Annotated in this window: 14 protein-coding genes and 2 tRNA genes; 15 read left to right on the top strand and 1 reads right to left on the bottom strand. The window is 52.6% G+C overall.

Going from position 1 to position 18,241, the window contains the following annotated elements:
- Positions 1 to 76 precede the first annotated feature (76 nt).
- From dnaG to HMPREF2756_RS00440, 8 genes are all read left to right on the top strand, one after another.
- The gene (gene dnaG / locus HMPREF2756_RS00475; RefSeq protein WP_070617164.1) at positions 77 to 2,107 is read left to right on the top strand and encodes a DNA primase; all 2,031 of its coding nucleotides are present in this window, start codon (positions 77 to 79) and stop codon (positions 2,105 to 2,107) included.
- Between the two features lie 89 nt (positions 2,108 to 2,196).
- Positions 2,197 to 2,269 (top strand) — tRNA-Asn (locus tag HMPREF2756_RS00470).
- Between the two features lie 545 nt (positions 2,270 to 2,814).
- Entirely contained in the window at positions 2,815 to 3,678 is an 864-nt protein-coding gene (locus HMPREF2756_RS00465) for a phage holin family protein (protein WP_070617162.1), read from the top strand.
- 191 nt (positions 3,679 to 3,869) lie between these two features.
- Positions 3,870 to 5,081: a glycosyltransferase gene (locus HMPREF2756_RS00460; RefSeq protein WP_004006220.1), complete on the top strand. Its 1,212-nt coding sequence runs from the start codon at positions 3,870 to 3,872 to the stop codon at positions 5,079 to 5,081.
- A 72-nt stretch (positions 5,082 to 5,153) separates the two neighbouring features.
- Positions 5,154 to 5,227: transfer RNA gene (locus HMPREF2756_RS00455), tRNA-Ile, on the top strand.
- A 217-nt stretch (positions 5,228 to 5,444) separates the two neighbouring features.
- Positions 5,445 to 6,800, top strand: coding sequence for a hypothetical protein (locus HMPREF2756_RS00450; protein WP_004006221.1), 1,356 nt, complete (start codon positions 5,445 to 5,447; stop codon positions 6,798 to 6,800).
- Positions 6,801 to 7,047: 247 nt separating this feature from the next.
- The gene (locus HMPREF2756_RS00445) at positions 7,048 to 8,046 is read left to right on the top strand and encodes a Yip1 family protein (RefSeq protein ID WP_246825763.1); all 999 of its coding nucleotides are present in this window, start codon (positions 7,048 to 7,050) and stop codon (positions 8,044 to 8,046) included.
- A gap of 12 nt (positions 8,047 to 8,058) precedes the next feature.
- Positions 8,059 to 10,131 carry a hypothetical protein gene (locus HMPREF2756_RS00440; RefSeq protein ID WP_070617160.1) on the top strand — a complete coding sequence of 691 codons (2,073 nt, stop codon included), beginning with the start codon at positions 8,059 to 8,061 and terminating at the stop codon, positions 10,129 to 10,131.
- A gap of 102 nt (positions 10,132 to 10,233) precedes the next feature.
- Here HMPREF2756_RS00440 and HMPREF2756_RS11375 read toward each other — a convergent pair whose 3' ends face one another.
- Positions 10,234 to 10,710, bottom strand: a complete 477-nt coding sequence (locus tag HMPREF2756_RS11375) for a M23 family metallopeptidase (protein WP_238382269.1) — start codon at positions 10,708 to 10,710, stop codon at positions 10,234 to 10,236.
- A gap of 817 nt (positions 10,711 to 11,527) precedes the next feature.
- Here HMPREF2756_RS11375 and rpsB point away from each other — a divergent pair.
- From rpsB to dxr, 7 genes are all read left to right on the top strand, one after another.
- A complete protein-coding gene (gene rpsB, locus HMPREF2756_RS00430) occupies positions 11,528 to 12,322 on the top strand; it encodes a 30S ribosomal protein S2 (protein WP_004006225.1) in 795 nt (264 codons plus the stop codon).
- Between the two features lie 131 nt (positions 12,323 to 12,453).
- A complete protein-coding gene (gene tsf / locus HMPREF2756_RS00425) occupies positions 12,454 to 13,284 on the top strand; it encodes a translation elongation factor Ts (RefSeq protein ID WP_004006226.1) in 831 nt (276 codons plus the stop codon).
- A 377-nt stretch (positions 13,285 to 13,661) separates the two neighbouring features.
- Positions 13,662 to 14,405, top strand: coding sequence for a UMP kinase (gene pyrH, locus HMPREF2756_RS00420; protein ID WP_004006227.1), 744 nt, complete (start codon positions 13,662 to 13,664; stop codon positions 14,403 to 14,405).
- A 201-nt stretch (positions 14,406 to 14,606) separates the two neighbouring features.
- The gene (gene frr / locus HMPREF2756_RS00415; RefSeq protein ID WP_070617158.1) at positions 14,607 to 15,164 is read left to right on the top strand and encodes a ribosome recycling factor; all 558 of its coding nucleotides are present in this window, start codon (positions 14,607 to 14,609) and stop codon (positions 15,162 to 15,164) included.
- Between the two features lie 9 nt (positions 15,165 to 15,173).
- Entirely contained in the window at positions 15,174 to 16,052 is an 879-nt protein-coding gene (locus tag HMPREF2756_RS00410) for a phosphatidate cytidylyltransferase (protein ID WP_070617156.1), read from the top strand.
- 90 nt (positions 16,053 to 16,142) lie between these two features.
- On the top strand, positions 16,143 to 16,736 hold the full coding sequence (locus HMPREF2756_RS00405; RefSeq protein ID WP_004006230.1) for a DivIVA domain-containing protein: 594 nt from the start codon (positions 16,143 to 16,145) through the stop codon (positions 16,734 to 16,736).
- Positions 16,737 to 16,798: 62 nt separating this feature from the next.
- Positions 16,799 to 18,127, top strand: coding sequence for a 1-deoxy-D-xylulose-5-phosphate reductoisomerase (gene dxr / locus HMPREF2756_RS00400; RefSeq protein WP_070617155.1), 1,329 nt, complete (start codon positions 16,799 to 16,801; stop codon positions 18,125 to 18,127).
- The last annotated feature ends 114 nt before the right edge of the window (positions 18,128 to 18,241 follow it).

The raw sequence follows: 18,241 nt of genomic DNA, 5'->3' as shown, positions 1-18,241 counted from the left end.
AGAGACCCCGTGCATAGACGGGCATGAAATACCTTCTAAAACTGCTATTACAGCACGGTGCAGCAGAAATGAGACGATGGCTGGACTAATCCGCAAAGAAGACATTGATGAAGTACGCGCCCGTACCGATATCCGCGAAATCGTTGAGGGATACGTAACCCTCAAAGGTGCAGGTATCGGTGCGTACAAAGGGCTGTGCCCGTTCCACGACGAACGCACGCCCTCCTTCAATGTGCGCCCGCAAATGGGCACCTACCACTGCTTCGGATGCGGAGAATCCGGTGACGTCTACTCCTTCGTCATGGCGATGGAACACACCGGGTTTACCGAAACCGTTGAACGCTTAGCGGCGCGTATCGGATACACCCTACACTATGAAGGTGGAAACCCGCGAGACAGGTACGAAGCAAGCTTGCGCCGTCGACTTCTCGACGCACACAAAATCGCCGCAGAATTCTTTGAACGCAGCCTCTACTCAGCGAACGCAGGGGAAGCACAACGCTTTCTCGGAGCTCGCGGGTTCGACCCAGCCGCCACCAAAACCTTCGGGGTCGGATACGCCCCCCGTGGCTGGGACAACCTTCTCAAACATCTGCGTTCCCAAGGATTTACCGACGAGGAACTGCGCGCTACCGGTATGTTCTCTGAGGGAAACCGCGGCCTCTACGACCGTTTTCGTGGGCGCATCATCTGGCCCATCCGCACCGTAGCAGGCGAAACCATCGGATTCGGAGCACGCCGTCTCTTCGACGACGACCAAGGACCCAAATACCTCAACACCCCCGAAACACCGCTATACAAAAAATCGCAAGTGCTCTACGGAATCGACCTCGCCAAACGTGAGATGACCAAAACCAAACAGGTCGTCATCGTCGAGGGCTATACCGATGTTATGGCGGCACACCTAGCAGGCATCAAAACCGCCGTAGCAACCTGCGGCACCGCCTTCGGCGCGGGGCACATCAAAGTGGTACGCCGCATGATCACCGATGACGGCTCCGGCGGAGAAATTATCTTTACCTTCGATGGCGACGCCGCGGGGCAGAAAGCCGCGCTCGCAGCGTTTGAAGAGGATCAGCGTTTCGTGGCACAAACATACGTGGCGGTCGCCCAAGAAGGTATGGACCCGTGCGACCTTCGCCTGCACAGGGGCGATGCGGCGGTACGATCCCTCATCGCCTCTCGCCGCCCGCTCTTTGAATTCGTCATTGACACAACCCTCAAACGCTTCGACCTGACGACCCTAGAGGGGCGTGTGCTGGCGATGCGCGCCATCGCGCCCATTATCGCCGGAATCAGGGACCGCGACCTGCGCCCGGCCTATATGCGTAAAGTCTCCGGACAGCTCGGTATGGAACTTGAGGAAATACAGCGTGCGGTTGCCTACGCCCAGCGCCACCCGCAGCAGAAAAAACGGTACGAACCGGTGGCTCAGCAGTCCCAAACGCCCCGGTACGAGCAGGTACCTGGATATGGTCAGCAGGATCTGCAGAACTACTCAGCTCAACCGTGGAACGCATCTGCCGGAAACCCTGCGCCTCAGACAGAAAGGTCCTCGAACCCCGGAAATACTATGCCAGACACTCACAGCGATACTAGCGTGGCAAATACCGGCGGGGGAGAGCCAATACTCGCCCCCGACCCTGCCGATCCCGTGGCGCGTTTGGAAAAGGCCGCACTTGAAATCGCCCTGCAGCATCCTCATTTGATGAGCGTATCCCAGTGGCAGGAATTCGCCCGCGTAGAATTCCGCTACCGTATGCACCGTGAAATTTCTCGAGGCATCATACACGCGGCCTCCACGGTAGCGCCTGCCGCCGGGGTTGAATGGCTCAACGTAGTGCGTTCCGGTACTATCGCCGAGGTACACCCCGCGATCGCCGAACTGAGTGTGGCGGCGCTGCCCATAGCCCACGAAGAGCACCTCCCCAGGTTTATTGAGGGTACTCTCAACAGCCTCTTTATCCACCAGATCACCCGACAGAAATCCGACCTCATGATGCGCCTGGAGCAGCTCAGCTCGGCCTCCGACGGTGAAGAGTATGCGCACGTGCAACGAGAGCTTTTAGAGCTTGAAATGCGCCGCAGAACACTCACAAAAAACTAGTAAGGTACATCACTATACCCTAAGTTGCGGAGGCAACAAACAGCCGGTATAGTTATTACTCGTTGCGGATAAACGCCGTAACGGGATAATCCCCCGTAGCTCAATTGGCAGAGCATTCGACTGTTAATCGAAGGGTTACTGGTTCGAGTCCAGTCGGGGGAGCATTTAAAAGCCTCAGAGCAAAGCTCCGAGGCTTTTTTGTATGGTGACTGGATTGAACCAGTAACCCACTTCGCCCTGCAGAGGCGCTGGGGCACCTCCTATCGGGCTTCGTCTATTTCGAGTCCAGTCGGGGGAGCATTTAAAAGCCTCAGAGCAAAGCTCCGAGGCTTTTTTGTATGGTGACTGGATTTTGCCAGTAACCCGCTCCATGTTTTCTCAACGCTGGAGGGCTCTAAATACCCTCGCACAAGAACCCTCTCGCGCATCAAACATCTCTGTCTCGAACACTATATGAATGCATACGCATAAAAGTTTTCGAGAAATTACACAGCACACGGTAGAATGCGAAAGATACCCTATGCACCATAAAACCGTGTACTGCCGCCTTCTGAAGATTTGATGGGAGCAGAAAAACCATACGGTTTGGTTGGTGTGATCGCTGGGGCGGCTGTGTAACAACACACCTGCGGTAAGAATAGAGCTAGAATAATAACCGTGGGGTGCTAAACAGAAGCTCCACACAGAACAATCACGGAGAGGTGGGCATGACCACAAACACTAATCCCCAAGGCATACGAGCAGGCATTGCAGGGATTAAGTCAAGTATCGCGGGTCTCTTTGATGCCGCTAAGGTACTTAAAACCCTAGGTATTAACCAGGTCAAAGACGAAGTCCAGATTGCAAAGCACGAGCTTAAGACCAAAGGCGTCGCTCTTGGCAAAGGTGCAGCGTTCCTCGCCGTCGCAGCTGTTTTTGCGTGCTTCATGGTCATCGCTGTTATCGGTCTGCTTATCTTCCTCCTTGGACAGCTTGTACCTTTATGGGCCTCAGCGCTGATTTGGGCAGGCGTCTTCCTCATTATTCTCGCCATTTTAGGGCTTATCGGATATAAAAAAGTTAAAGCCCAGCTGCCCTTTGCTCCCGAATCGGCAATCTTCGGCGTTCTCTTCGATCTCGGCGTGCTTCGTGAGGGCAGCGCAATGACAGCCTCCCGTTTGAAACAAGAGCAGGCTGAACGTGCAGCGCGCAAGCAGGCAGAGCGTGAGGCCGCTGCAGAGAAGGCACGCCAAGAAGCTGAAGAACGTAAGGCACGCGGCGAAGAAGAACCCAAGCCGCTCACCATTGAGCAGATTCAGCAGCGCACTAAAGAACGTCGCGCACACCTTGCAGCTTTGCGCGATGATATGCAGAAGTACGCAAAGAATGCTCAATCCTTCACCCAATCAACCGTAGACTCCGCAAAGACCAGTGTGCAGAACGCGCCCAGCAGCGCGGCTACCGTTGGGCGCAACATGGTCAGCAACGCATCCAAGCCTGAGGTTGTTAAGGCTCGGTGGAAGTCCTTCGCAACTCTGGGCGCATCGCTCTCCGCAGTCGTACTCTTCCTCCGAAAGATTGTGCGACGCTAACGCAAGTACCTGCACCACAAACTCCGTATATTGGCCCGTCACCTCCGCAGTGGCGGGCCATTTTTGAGGACGTATAGAGGCGACTCTCAGAGAACTCCAAGGCCTATTTATGCTGAGGAACGCGATAACACCCGATAAAATAATGAAGAACACCCCATACACCTGAGAAGTCAGACCAAGGAGAACAGGCGATGCAGCAGGCAAAGAAGATCCTGATTGGTGCTGAGACCTATCCCCCCGATGTGAACGGCGCGGCACAATTTGGGCACCGCCTAGCGACCTCTATGCTCAAGCGCGGGCACGAAGTACATGTGGTTGCCGCAAATCCCAGCCGTGGACCTAGCTACCGAACCGTAGTAGAGGGCGGCATCGTCGAGCACCGTCTGCGTTCGCATTTGCCCCCCACTCATGAAACCAACCGCATCTGTATTCCCTGGGAAATTCACGCCGAGGTGGGTCGTATCCTTGACGAAGTTAAGCCGGATGTTATTCATGTGCAGTGCCACTACATTATCGGGCGCGCATTACTGAAGCAGGCACATAAGCGTGGAATTCGAGTTATCGCCACCAACCACTTTATGCCCGCAAATTTAGATCCATTCCTGCCGTTCCCGGAACCCATCAAAAAGGTGTATGCGCACATTACCTGGGCGGATATGCGCCGTCTTTTCAAATATGCGGCGGTGGTGACAACTCCGACTCAGATCGGCGCCGATGCGATGCGAGATCTTGGAAGATTTACTCGCCCCGTCATGCCCGTTTCTAACGGCATTGAAATCAGCGACTACGAACTTGCTGAGGGTGCAGATTTGGGCAAAGCACCCGGCGAACTGCGTGTAACCTTCGTGGGTCGTCTTGCTGAAGAGAAGCACGTGGATGTGCTTATTGAGGCGCTCTCTCTTCTCCCCGAAGACCTTGACCACGTTCGCCTTGATATCGCCGGAGGCGGCGAGCTTCGTGAAACCCTCGAACAGAAGGCACGCGAATGCGGTGTTGAAAACCGAGTAACGTTCCGTGGGTTTGTTCCGGACGAAGAACTGCCGGGTGTTTACCAGAGGGCGGATATTTTCTGTCAGCCTGGGACCGCAGAGCTGCAGTCGCTTGTCTCCTTGGAGGCTATGAGCGCATCCACCCCCGTAGTCTTGGCAAACGCTCTAGCGCTTCCACATCTCGTGGAAGAAGGCGTTAACGGATACCTCTTTGAGCCTAATAATCCGCAGGATTTGGCGGATAAACTTACAGCAATTCTTCGTCTACCTGCCGCTGAACGCGAGCAGATGGGGCGTGAGAGCCGCCGTATTGTGGAATTCCATAGTGCGGAGAACACCTGGCGCACTTTTGAGGAATTATATGTATCGGATGCCCCCTATGAGCGTTTTCTTGCTCAACGTTCTGAAAAATAAGGTGTGTCTAAGATTCGCCAAAACTGTACCCCTCAGGTACTCTAGAGACGTGGCTTACGCGCTAAGCCTCTAGGGGAGTTAGCTCAGCCGGTTAGAGCAGAGGACTCATAATCCTTTGGTCGTGGGTTCAAGTCCCACACTCCCTACAGACCCCGCTCGGTATGACTTATTTATTACATGTCGCCGAGCGGGGTCTTTTCGCTTTATATCGGGGTTCGAGTTACGCGAGTTAGAACAGAGAGCATAAACACGCTACATTAGATACGAACATTTGAGAGATAAAGTGTTTGCCAGCTACTTTTGAAAAGCACCATTTTCTCTCGGAACCCTGTTAGAGACTCCGGCTCACTCAAAAGAGGAATAATGACCACCGATAAATCCTGCATGAGAGCGCTACACGGTTTATATGAGCGCCGCTTTCTGCGTTTTGCCACCGCGTTTACCCTCGCCTCTGTTCTTGGCGTGGCGGCACCCGTTCTTGCGCCGGTGCCTACATACGATCACGGCTCGGCCTTCCTGACAGCGGCTCGCGCAGATCAGCAGGATGTTCCTTCGCCCCATGTTCGCAATCTTATTTTTGTGCTTCAGCTCAAGGAAGACGGCACCTTTGAGGGGCACTTGCTTCTCGGAGATTTTAAAGGTGAGATTGGGCAAAGCGAGCTTCAAGACCTAGATACCTATCTGGAGGCCGTCAAAGTTGATAACCAAAAGGTAGAGTCCGATATTCATTCGTATCAGCCGTATTTTGTGGGTAAAGATGCTCTTATCCCGAAAGAAGCGCAGGGTCGGCACGTAGCATTTACTGCGAATAGCATCGACCAGGTTAATAGAGACCTCGAACAGCTTCTCGGAACCAAGAATAATTCCATCTCTTTCAGTGAGTCCACAGGAGAAAATCAAGAGCTTTTATCAACCGCGAATGTGCATATTGATTGTGCCGGTATTTGTGATGCGAGCATGTCATCCCCGCCATTGGGGCTTGTGGCAGCGCCCGCATCCTGGGGTAAGAGCGGCGACGAAGCTCTGTACAGCGTCAACGAGGCAGCAAAATACGATTCTGGTACATCTTCGGTTGTTAGCTATACGATGAGTCGCCGAGTGGTTCCTGAGAAATTTTCAAGCACTTTTTACATCAGCTCCGAGTCTTCTTTGAGTGCGAGCTTCCAATATACCTTTAGCCCGCTCGACGCAATGCTTTTTAGCCGGAGTATTAATGAGATCTTTGGTGCCTCTAATACAAAGACCGGCGAGCAGAATATGGAGCGTAATGAGCAGGGCATAGGGCGTACCTTTACTACCCGGATCAGCAATATCAAAGTTCAAGATTTCCAACGTTTGCTCAACAACTATATGCCCGGCAGCGAGGTAAGTCTTGAGAAAGGTGAGAACGACCAGCTGACGTTGCGTGCCAAGCTCGTTGCGGATGCTAAAGTCACCGATAGATTCAGTGGCGACAGTGAATATATTGTGGTGGCGCCGGACGGTATGGCGGTTGTAAATCCTCCTGCTAATACTGTTGTAGATCAGTCCGATGGGGCAATTCATGTGCGCGCCAAGGGTATTAACACTGCCACAATGGAGATTCATATGCAGAAGGCCCCCCGCAACTATAGGCCAATTATGATTGCTGGGATTGTCGTAGCATCCCTGCTCATCGTAGTGCTGATCTCTATCCCCATTGTGGTGACTCGTCGCGTGAAGAAATTAGAAGAAGAATAAATACCTTATTTTCTGAAGATATGACGAATTATCGTGAGTAGAGGCGAGATTTAAGGTAGGGTAAAAAGTAACCTCGCATGCACACGCGAGACATCGCCGATAAACACACGGAGTACTGTTGCTCCAGCGCCTTCTTCCTGGAATAAGGCTTAGCCACGAGATCTTCAGACTTATCTGGTTTCTTGAAGCAACGTCCCGAGCGTATATCGGCTTGTTGCATAGGAAAATCCGAGATAAGGATCAGATGATGAGTGAGAATATTCCGCAGTCCGGTCAAGGTCAGCCACAACATCCTCAAGGTTATGGCAATGACGGGTACCAGAACCCCAACCCCGCTCAACCGTATGGGAACCCTAATATGCACCAGTCTCTACCTCCCCAGGAGCAGGGCGGACAATACCAGCAGGATCCTAATCAGTTTGGAAACCCGGTTCCGGGTGCTCCGAACCAGCAGATTCCCCAGCCGAACGGGTTTAACCCGCAAAACCCTGCACAGCCTCAGGGAGACCCACATGCTGGTTTCGCCCAGCCAGCAGCACCGGCAGCGCCAAACCCTTTCGCTGAAGCTCTCAAGAATGTTTGGGGCAGCTTCCTTGATGTCTTTAAGAGCCAACCGGGCGACGCACATAAAAGACTGCAGGACAGCCAACCTTGGGGATGGATTATCGCTGTAGCAGCACAGTCCTTCGCAGGCTCTTTGGTCATTACGCAGCTGGTCAGCGGTCTTCTTGGGCTTTTCTACATGTTCCGCGGATCATTCTACGGTAGCCGGGGGAGCTCCTCTCAGGGAGGAAACTTCGGGCAGACCGTCATGATTTTCCTAATTTTCTTTGTCGCAATTTTTGCGATTCACGTTCTGCGCGGCTTGCAGCTCATGCTGACCGCTCGTATCGGAAAAGTTCAGTCGAGTTTCAACGACTGCATGAGCGCGGCAGGTGTTGCGGCTCTTCCCTTGGCTGGCTCCTATCTTCTGCTCTACCTCTTTGTTCTTCTCACGATGGGTACAAATGGGAAGAACTTTGCAGAGAACCCCATCCTGACGATATATCTTCTGGTAGCAATCTTTGCGTTCTCGATTGTGATCGGTGAGTCTCTTATCTACCTAGGGCTGAATCGCCTGGGTCGTTTTGAGAAATCTCCTGTGTTAATGCACGCTCTTCTTACAACTGCATGGGTTCTTGTGGCCCTCATTGTATACAACATTGCGTTCCAGATGATGCCTAACCCCATGGCATCAAGCCTCTAGGAGCATTGTAAGATGAGCCAGCTACTACAGCAGCGCTCGTCAAGACGGCAAGGAAGACTTGGGTTCCTTGCCGTCTTTCTGGCGGTTCTAGCGCTCATTATGTCTGCCTGTGGTGCAAAAGTTGAGACAAATCTCGGGCTTGAAAATTCCGAGAAGGGTTCCCGCACCATTACAGTGTCTTTCAGCTTGAAAGATAATAAAGATTACCTCAAGGGTGACGTTAACGCTCTTGACGCTTCGATTAAGAAACACAAACCTCAAGAACTTGATTACGAGGGCATTCGAACCGAAGGTGATAACGCTCAGGCCACCTTCAAAGTGAATTTTAATAGCGTAGATGAGTACCGCACTAAAGTCTCCGCTATTTTGAGAGCTTCGAGTTTTGACAAAGAACCTCAGATTCTGATTAGCAACAGCAAAGACGGCTTGGTTCAGGGCGTTGAAGTTTCCGAAAACTTCACCTCGCAGGACCTTATCAAGTGGCTTCCCGAAGCACTTGTAACAGACGGCTTGGTCGAAGCAAAACGCAAAGACAACGTCCTGCAGTCAAGTGGGAAAAACAGTGTTACCTTTGAAGGTCGCGAAATTAAAACAACAGAGTCCTCTAACGAGGTTCAAGCTAAAGACCTCAAAGATAATGGGTTTGCTGAAGTTGTGATTGCGGTCGATAAGAAGGACGGTAAATATAACGCCAAGATTGTCTTTCTCGCAAAAGAGATCATGGTACCTGACCGGGTAAGTGCTGTAGACGCTTATCTTAACTCGGTGAAACCTGAGGGAGCTGAGCTTACCAAGGGTATTGACGAAGAAATCGCCAAAAAGTCTTACCGGAGCTTACCGTCCACGCAATCTGGTAAAGATGAAAGCGGTCGCAACCTAAAATTTACTGCCGATTCTTTCGAGGATCTCAATACTAAACTTCAAAAAATTCTGGGTACTCAAGAGACCGCGTTAGAAAGTTCCCAAGAAGTTAAAACTGATTCTTCTGGGGCGAAGATCATTGAGCATGTAACAGGTTCAGTTGATTGCAGCCGTGTGTGTTCACCGGGAACCAACTACGGGGTGAAGTTTAGCTTCTCTGACGACGGTAAAAATTTTGACCAGGACTACGGCTCGTCGAATAGCTCAAGCTCAAGCGCATCCGCGTCGGATAGGGTAATAAAAGTCAACCTAAAGAATTCGCGCACGATTCAGCCTGAAAGCCTAAACGTGAATTCTGCGCTGGGTATGGACGGTTCTGTTGAAGCGAAGTTTGAACTTGCTTTTAAGAGTTCTGATGTCGCGCAGGCTGGGGATGCCCTTAAATCTTTCGTTCAAGGGTCTGATGAGGCTCAAGCGACATTCGAGGAACGTACTGACGGCGATAATACGATATATTCAGCAAAGATACGAGGCAAAGATTCTGCGGAATTCAATACCCGTATTGGTGCTTACCTACCCGGTTCTGAAATGACGATTCATCATCCTGGCGGGGTTAATCTTTTCGGGGCAGACTATACGGTTTCGCCCAAGTTTAACCTGCAGGAGCGTTTTGGTCAGCTACAGCCCAAAAACTACGATTTCAAGTTTGAGCTCCCCATCATGAGCTCGGTTAAAACCGATGCTCTGCAGGGAAGCAACTCTATGTTTGGTCACCAAGATTCACGTCTCTCTGGCGACGGGCGTAACGTTACGGTTAATAGCTCGGAGGGTTATGTCAATACCTCATCCCTCACCATTCCAGCGCATGGGTTTACCATGACGGACTTTGTGGTGGATGCTATTTTGCTCGGTCTGCTTCTGCTGATTCTGTTGGCGTTCTTCATCTTCCGCAAGCGCATTTGTCGCGCAAGCCAGAAGGCACGCGAACGCCGAGCTGCACAGCAAGCGGTTCAGCCGACAGCAGTCTACACAGCTTCAGACTCGGATGTTCTCAATTACGGCGACGATTCGCCGACCGTTGCGTTCTCGTCTGGAAGCTCCTATGCGGCTGAAACGGACGGTACTATTCCGCTGCCCGCCCAACAGGCTCCTATCCCGAAGCATGCTGCAAAGTCACAGCAGAAACCCATTTCGGGTGATAGTGATCAGGACTTTTTGCAGTAGTGCCGTGCCATAACGTATAGCAAAGCAGAGACCGGTTGGTCAGGCACACAGTGAGCCCCGCATCGTGCACGATGCGGGGCTCACGACTATATAGGTAATATTTCAGGCTTTGAAACTCTCGTCAACGGGAAGCAGTATAGTCGGTTCTGCTGGTCCTAACAGAAGCATAGGGTTAATATATTCTGCGTTTTTGCCACTTCCGTTCTTGTGGTCGCCGCCGCGCCGAACGCTCCAGTAAAGGCATATGGTAGAGCACCGAGGTTTTGCGGGATGCGCATCCACCCGAGCGATAACCTGTCCCGCCTGAACGTGAGTACCGACTGGCAGAGGATCGGTGACGGGCTCGAAACTCGACCTGTACCCGTTCGGATGCTCAATGACTACTACCTGTCGATCGACGACAGTTCCCGAGAAAACTATGGTTCCAGGCGCTGGAGCGCGCACTTGGTCCTGTTCTGTTACCTCAAGATCGACTCCGCGATGCCCTGCCGACCACCGCTGACTGGGCTTGATAAAGGCATGAATGACATGAGGTTTTCCAGATATAGGTGAAATCCATGAACGCGCAGAAGTGTGCATGATCTGGAGGGGACCGTGTCGGTACTTTATACCGCTGACGTGTGGCCCGAGGCCTAAAGATAATGCCGCGGTAAGGACTATGATCTGGATCGTTAAAACCCGCAAGAATATTGGAGAATGTACCCGGACTTTTATAGGACGCCCTGAGCGCCAGCATGCTTGAAGAAACAGCGGAGTACGCCGCAGCGCAGATACAAAGTGTTGTCTGGACATCGTAAAAATACGTGCCTGTGCCGCCAGACCCGCGCGGTGCATCCACGCCCCTAACCAATCACATATCATTCTTCGAGCACACCACAGTCGAAGACGCATGAAGATATGTACAAGGCTGTACTGTGGAAAACTTACCCTTTCGGGACATTTTTATTCGATATCCACAGACGGTATTTAGCGTTTTCGTGAAAAAACAGGTGAGACGGCTCAGCGTTTTTCACAAACCTCCAAAATATGAAGACTCGTGATTCTACGGATTCAAGTGAGGTAGTAGCAAAAATTTTTATAAAAAAACCACGCTTATCCGGGCGAAAAGCTCACGGTACTAAAGACTTAAGACCCAAATATCAGGTACAATCTTCTATTGGAGTGTGCCTAGCCTGGTAACGGAAAGGCCCGCTGACGACGCGTGGCGTGAGCACCTGGAACCTAAATACCAGGTGATAAAAGACCTTCGGTCCGCTTAGAACAAGCGGTCAGGGCTTGAGACACGGGGCAACCCGAATGTCTAATCGCCACTAGGATAAACCGATAACTACTATGCGCGCGTGTGGCTAGCCCGAGATGGGAGGTCAGCGCGGCACCCTGATATAAAGGAGACGACATGCCCGTCGTAACTATGCGTGAGATGCTGGATTCCGGCGTTCACTTCGGTCACCAGACCCGCCGTTGGAACCCCAAGATGAAGCGTTTCATCCTCACCGAACGCAACGGCATTTACATCATCGACCTGCAGCAGTCCCTCGAATTCATCGATAAGGCTTTTGAGGCTGTTAAATCCACCGTTGCACACGGCGGCAACATTCTGTTTGTGGGTACCAAGAAGCAGGCACAGGAAGTTATTGCTGAGCAGGCTACCCGCGTGAATATGCCTTACGTTAACCACCGCTGGCTTGGTGGTATGCTCACCAACTTCTCCACCATTGCTAAGAGCATTGAGCGTATGAAGGAACTTGAGCAGATCGACTTTGACGATGTCGCGGGTTCACGTTACACCAAGAAGGAACTGCTCTTGATGCGCCGCGAGTTTGAGAAGCTCGAAAAGACTTTGGGTGGTATCCGTAACCTGAGCAAGGTTCCCTCCCTCGTATGGGTTGTTGATACCAAGAAGGAGCACCTGGCGGTTAACGAGGCTCAGAAGCTGGGCATCCCCGTGGTAGCTATTCTTGACACCAACTGTGACCCTGACGAAGTCGCATTCCCCATCCCTGGTAACGACGATGCGATCCGTTCCGTCAACCTGCTCACCCGTGTGGTGGCAGACGCTGTCGCTGCAGGTCTCATTGAGCGTAATGCTAAGAAGACCGGTAAGGCAGAGGCTGCTGAAGAGCCTATGGCTGCGTGGGAGCGCGAACTGCTAGAGCAGCACGAGGCAGCTCAGGCGGCTGAAGCTAAGTAGGCTTTAGCTTTTCCACGATGGGAAAAGCAGTACGGACGGTACCTACCCTGTGGCGGGTAAGGTGCCGTCCGCTCATAGCTCATGGGCGTTATCACGTTCACATCTTAAATTAAGGAAAAAGAGGAGTTCACATGGCGAACTATACTGCAGCAGACATCAAGGCACTGCGTGAGAAGACCGGCGCAGGTATGCTCGACGTCAAGAAGGCTCTCGATGAGGCTAACGGCGACCAGCAGAAGGCAATGGAGATTATCCGTGTGAAGGGTCTGAAGGGCGTCACCAAGCGTGAAGGTCGTGCAACCGCTGAAGGTCTGGTTGCCGCTCGCGTAGAAAACGGTGTTGGCTACATGGTTGAGGTCAACTCTGAAACCGACTTCGTGGCTAAGTCCGAACCCTTCATTACCTTCGGGCGTAACGTGTTGGAGGCTGCTATCGCGGCTAACGCATCCACTCTGGAAGAGCTACAGGCTGCATCCTTCGAGGGTAAGACCGTTGAAGAGCTCACCACCGATGCTGCCGCCCTGCTGGGTGAGAAGGTCGTGGTACGCCGCGTAGCACGCGTTGAAGGCGAGAATGTGGCAGTTTACCTGCACAAGACCTCTAAGGACCTGCCCGCACAGGTTGGTGTTCTGCTTGCTGTTTCCGGCAATAACGTTGATGAAATTGCGCACGACGTAGCAGTCCACATCGCAGCGATGAGCCCCAAGTACCTGGATTCTGAGTCTATCCCGGCTGACCAGGTTGAAGCTGAGAAGCGTGTTGCACGTGAGACCGCAATTGCTGAGGGCAAGCCCGAGAAGATTCTGGATAAGATTGTTGAGGGTCGTCTCAAGGGCTTCTTCAAAGAGAACACCCTGCTTGACCAGGACTTCGCAAAAGACACCAAGAAGTCTGTGGCACAGGCTCTCTCTGAGGCTGGCGCAACTGCTACCGGTTTCGCACGTTTCCGTGTTGGTGCCTAGTTTCTAGGAGCTTTCCTCAAGCAGCCAGCCTTTATCTGAGGCTATACGCTAAAGTCGGATGCTTGCCCTATGAAGGGTGAGCATCCGACTTTTTTTGCATAAATATTGTGCAGGTCGCGCACCTAGCGAAAAGAAAGTTCCAGAGCCTATTTTCTGTATAGATCATCTTGCAGATACAGTGTTGACCTGAGGTTTTATAGGGTTTTATATGCCCGGAGCATTGAGTCTCTCAATCTCTACGCCTTCTGGTATGCCGAATGAGGGAGAAAAATATCGAAGGGTGTACCACAGACAGTGTTCCCGTAGCGTATCCTTGATAAGGACTATTGAGTGTTCACCCCGTTATCAGCATAAGTTTTATCCGTTGGAGGGTATTTATGACCGACTCGCACACGCACCCAATCCATCGAGACGACACCGGTCGTCGCCGTGTTCTACTCAAGCTCTCAGGCGAAGTTTTCGGTGGGGGAGAAGTTGGTATTTCGACCGGGGTTGTGCGTAATATTGCACAGCAGATTGCAGCAACTGTGGGTAAGGTAGAGACCTCCATCGTGATTGGCGGCGGTAACTTCTTCCGTGGCGCCGAGCTTTCACAGGCAGGTATGGATCGTTCCCGCGCAGACTATATGGGCATGCTCGGTACCGTGATGAACTCTCTGGCTCTTCAGGATTTCTTGGAGCAAGAAGGTATTGACACCCGCGTACAGTCTGCTATTACTATGCCGCAGGTTGCAGAAACCTATATTCCTCGCCGCGCTATTCGCCATATGCAGAAAGACCGTGTGGTTATTTTCGGCGCCGGTGCTGGTCTGCCCTATTTTTCGACCGATACCGTAGCTGCCCAGCGAGCCTTGGAAATTCACGCTGACGAAGTTTTGGTAGCAAAAAATGGTGTGGACGGTATCTACACTGCCGATCCGAATAAAGACCCTCAGGCTGAGCGCCTGTATAACCTCACCTACGATGAAGCTATGCAACGCAATATTCGCGTGTTGGATCAGACCGCATTCTCCCTATGTCGCGATAATAACGTGACGATGCGCGTCTTCGGCATGCAGGGCGAAGGTAACGTAACCCGCGCTATTCTGGGGGAGAAGATGGGTACTCTTGTAACCCGCTAAAGAAACGTTATGCCGTTATACTCCTCGCATTAGAAGTCGTTCAACGGCTTAGCCATAAGGAAAAAACGGTGAGAAGTCGCCCGAGATAGTCTCGGGCGACTAAACTATAACTAGGTCGCGGTTTGCACCGTTTGGTGTTTCCCGTAGCCGTAGCTACCAAAATCGGCATGAGCCGACTTCCCCTATAAAGGAGATTCCGTCGTGATCGAAGAAACCCTTGCCGAAGCCGGCGAGAAGATGGATAAGACCATTGAAGCTGTCAAAACAGAATTCGCCAAGGTCCGCACCGGACGTGTGAACCCTGCGATTTTTAGCTCTATTACCGCAGACTACTACGGCGCGCCGACTCCATTGCAGCAGCTGGTATCGTTCAACGTTGAAGATGCCCGTACGGTTAAGATTGTTCCATTTGATGTGAGCGCTTTAGCTGCTATCGAAAAAGCAGTGCGTGACTCTGACTTGGGTGTAAATCCCAGCAACGACGGTGCCGCTATCCGCGCGGTTATGCCTGAGATGACCTCTGAGCGTCGTAAAGAATACATAAAATTGGTCAACCACAAAGCCGAGGAAGCTCGCGTTTCGGTACGTAATGTGCGCCGCCATGCTAAAACCGTCATTGATAAGCTTGTGAAAGACGGCGAGATCGGTGAGGACGACGGTGCCCGTGCCGAAAAAGAGCTTGATGCCCTCACTAAGAAACATGTAGATACTATCGATGAGCTCTACAAGCACAAGGAATCTGAGCTGCTTGAGGTTTAAGGCTCAGAGATGAACACACGAGAAGATACGGGGGATAAGAAGAGCGAAACAGCCCCCGCCCCAGGGAAAACAGCATCCCGAGCGGGGCGCAACTTACCCGCCGCTATCGGCGTAGGCGTAGCATTCGGCGCGGTGCTGACTACAGGGCTTTTCTTTCCTCCGTTTCTTGTGCTTCTCTGCGCGATCTCTACCGGGCTGGGAAACTGGGAGCTTGCCTCCGCACTCAACAAAAAACGCGACTACAATTTACCCCTAACCCTGGTGACGGTGCTGGCTCCGATCCCCACAGTCTCAGCGTATATTTGGGGGTTCACTGGTTTGGGGATCTCCTGTGTTGCTGTCGCCCTTGTACTTGCTTGTGTCACCTTGGTGGTACCCAGGAAACGTACAGCCTCACGGTATAAAGTTTTGAGGGGTCTCATTCTAATTTTGGGATGGGTACCCTTGACCCTCGGAATTTCGATGGTGTACTTTAGCACCGAGCGCGGTTGGGCAGGCATCCTGATGATCCTTCTTATGGCCGTAAGCAACGATACTTTCGGGTATATTGCCGGTGTTATATGGGGTAAACATCCTATAGCACCTACCATTTCGCCAAAGAAGAGCTGGGAGGGCTTTGCCGGTTCCTATCTTGGGTCTGCTGTGGTAGCGTGTATTGCTCTAAGTATTTTGGGGCAGAAATGGTACTGGGGAATACCGCTCGCTGCGGTCATGGTTATCGCCTCTACGGCGGGTGATCTTGTAGAATCTGTTTTTAAACGTCGAATAGGCATCAAGGATATGTCAAATATCCTGCCTGGGCACGGCGGCATGATGGATCGTCTGGACTCGGTACTTTTTGCGGCCGCGGTTGGGTGTTTGATTTTTACCTTTGTGCTTCCTCTCTAGAGCGGAACACAGGATAGCGAAAACTTTATGCGTAGGGTACGCACACGAGCTGCTCACGTCGTGTGCCCTGCCTGATGATAAGGAGAATCCTTGGCAACGAATACTAGTCGTACAGATAACGGCTTCGGCCGTGCGGCAGAACTCGAACCTGGTTATAAACGAACCGAGGTCGATCGTCTCTTTGCTCGACTAGCCGAGGATTACGAACAGCTAAGCGGCGCCGTACAGCAGCACGCTAATATCTACACGTCGCGGCTTATTCGCCAGGTTGTTTTTCGTACCGAGCCCGGCGGCTATGCGGTAGGGGACGTCGATCGCGCCCTAGAGCGTATAGAAGAACGTTTTGCCAAGCTGGAACGCAGCCGTTATATCGAACAGTACGGTTTAAGCAATTGGGAGCTGTCCCTCGTAGACGCGGGTGAGCTTCTGGCACAGCGACTAGAGCGGCCGGATGGTGAACGTTTTCGCCGCCCCTCTAAACGCAAACACGCCGGGTATTTTGTGGGTGATGTTGATAAGGTATGCCATCATATCTATGCTCAACTCAATAGCGAAGAACCGCTTGATACATCCGTTATTCGTAACGCCGTCTTTAGGTCTGCGACCGGCTCGGTGAGCTATGAAGAAACCCAGGTCGATGCCTTTATGGATCGCTGTATCGAGCTTATCCAAGATCTGACCTAAGACGTTGCTGGCAGCCGTAGAGCTTTCTGAGACCGTACCGACAGCATGCGATACTAGTAAACATGAAGTTTGGTTCCTCTACCCGGGTTGGGGGCTCCCGCGAAAGCCTCACCGAAGCTCTTAAACACGGACTTTGTGATGCTCGAAGGGCTACTTTACTCGGTTCCACCGGGTCTATCGGCACCCAAGCAATACAGGTTATCGAGCATCTTGCGCGTCTTGCGGGCACTACCGTCGATGCTGAGGATGCACCGCTGAAGGTTGCAGCTCTCAGCGCCGGTTCACGCTCCCTGGAATTATTAGCACAGCAGGCGGTTCAGGTACGCGCCGAGCTTGTTGCCACCAGCGGCACGGCGCAAGATGCACAACGGTTGCGAGAATACCTCGATTCGGCTGCCCGCAGTGTGGGCATTAGCGGGTACAGCCCGCGCATCGTCTGGGGAGAACGTGCCAGCGTTGAGGCGGCGGCGCATCCGGCGGATGTGGTGCTCAATGGCATTACCGGATCTATCGGTTTAGAACCCACACTGACCGCCCTCAAAGCGGGGCACCGGGTTGCCCTTGCAAATAAAGAATCTCTGATCGCGGGTGGACCGCTTGTGCGTGCTGCCGTCGATGCCTCACCGTTGGAAACCCCGATGGTTCCCGTGGATTCGGAGCATTCGGCTCTTGCCCAAGCATTAGCCAGTGGCACCGACGCCGAGATAGACCGGCTGATTCTCACGGCCTCAGGCGGGCCCTTTCGCGGGTACACGCGTGAGATGCTTCACGACGTTACCCGACGGCAGGCGCTGGCACATCCTACCTGGGATATGGGGCTGGTGGTCACAACCAATTCGGCAACGATGGTGAATAAGGCCCTTGAGGTATTAGAGGCACACCATCTTTTTGGGGTTGATCTTGACCGCATTGATGTTGCGGTGCACCCGCAGTCGATTGTGCATTCGATGGTTCAGTTCGTAGACGGCGCGACTATCGCCCAGGCGTCCCCGCCGACCATGCTTCTGCCTATTGCTCTGGGACTGACGTGGCCGCATCGCATTCCGCAGGTAGCGGCTCCCTGTGATTGGACTCAGGCGCAAACATGGACTTTTGAACCGCTTGATGCGACGGCTTTCCCTGCTGTGCAGATGATTAAAGAGGCGGGCAAGCGGGGCGGAACTTTTCCCACCGTTTTTAACGCCGCTAATGAGGAAGCGGTTAGTGCTTTCCACGCCGGTAAAATTCGGTTTACCGATATTGTGGATTCCGTGGCGCGTGTTTTGGAGGCGCACGCCGACAGTAGCGAGGTTACGGCAGAAGCCGACATGAGCTTAGATGCTGTTCTGAACGCCGAAGCTTGGGCACGCGCATACGCTCGTGAGCTCTGCGCCACGAAGATGTCGTCATAACCATCACGAAGGTTTTCCCTACGCGGCGCATAACCTGAGCGCCACGTACCCTATAATTTCACAGCTTAGGGGAGTACCCTAGAAACTTCGCGGGAAACCGCTTGAGAACCCGTA

This window comes from Rothia sp. HMSC067H10 (assembly GCF_001810635.1).
Taxonomy (GTDB): domain Bacteria; phylum Actinomycetota; class Actinomycetes; order Actinomycetales; family Micrococcaceae; genus Rothia; species Rothia dentocariosa.
Note: the sequence above shows the minus strand (reverse complement) of the source record. Positions and strands in the feature narration are given on the sequence as shown.

Coding starts and splice junctions, on each gene's coding strand:
- HMPREF2756_RS00450 (WP_004006221.1), top strand. CDS start 5,445: ATGACCACCGATAAATCCTGCATGAGAGCGCTACACGGTTTATATGAG.
- dxr (WP_070617155.1), top strand. CDS start 16,799: ATGAAGTTTGGTTCCTCTACCCGGGTTGGGGGCTCCCGCGAAAGCCTC.
- pyrH (WP_004006227.1), top strand. CDS start 13,662: ATGACCGACTCGCACACGCACCCAATCCATCGAGACGACACCGGTCGT.
- tsf (WP_004006226.1), top strand. CDS start 12,454: ATGGCGAACTATACTGCAGCAGACATCAAGGCACTGCGTGAGAAGACC.
- rpsB (WP_004006225.1), top strand. CDS start 11,528: ATGCCCGTCGTAACTATGCGTGAGATGCTGGATTCCGGCGTTCACTTC.
- HMPREF2756_RS11375 (WP_238382269.1), bottom strand. CDS start 10,710: ATGCACACTTCTGCGCGTTCATGGATTTCACCTATATCTGGAAAACCT.
- HMPREF2756_RS00465 (WP_070617162.1), top strand. CDS start 2,815: ATGACCACAAACACTAATCCCCAAGGCATACGAGCAGGCATTGCAGGG.
- HMPREF2756_RS00410 (WP_070617156.1), top strand. CDS start 15,174: ATGAACACACGAGAAGATACGGGGGATAAGAAGAGCGAAACAGCCCCC.
- HMPREF2756_RS00445 (WP_246825763.1), top strand. CDS start 7,048: ATGAGTGAGAATATTCCGCAGTCCGGTCAAGGTCAGCCACAACATCCT.
- HMPREF2756_RS00440 (WP_070617160.1), top strand. CDS start 8,059: ATGAGCCAGCTACTACAGCAGCGCTCGTCAAGACGGCAAGGAAGACTT.
- dnaG (WP_070617164.1), top strand. CDS start 77: ATGGCTGGACTAATCCGCAAAGAAGACATTGATGAAGTACGCGCCCGT.
- HMPREF2756_RS00460 (WP_004006220.1), top strand. CDS start 3,870: ATGCAGCAGGCAAAGAAGATCCTGATTGGTGCTGAGACCTATCCCCCC.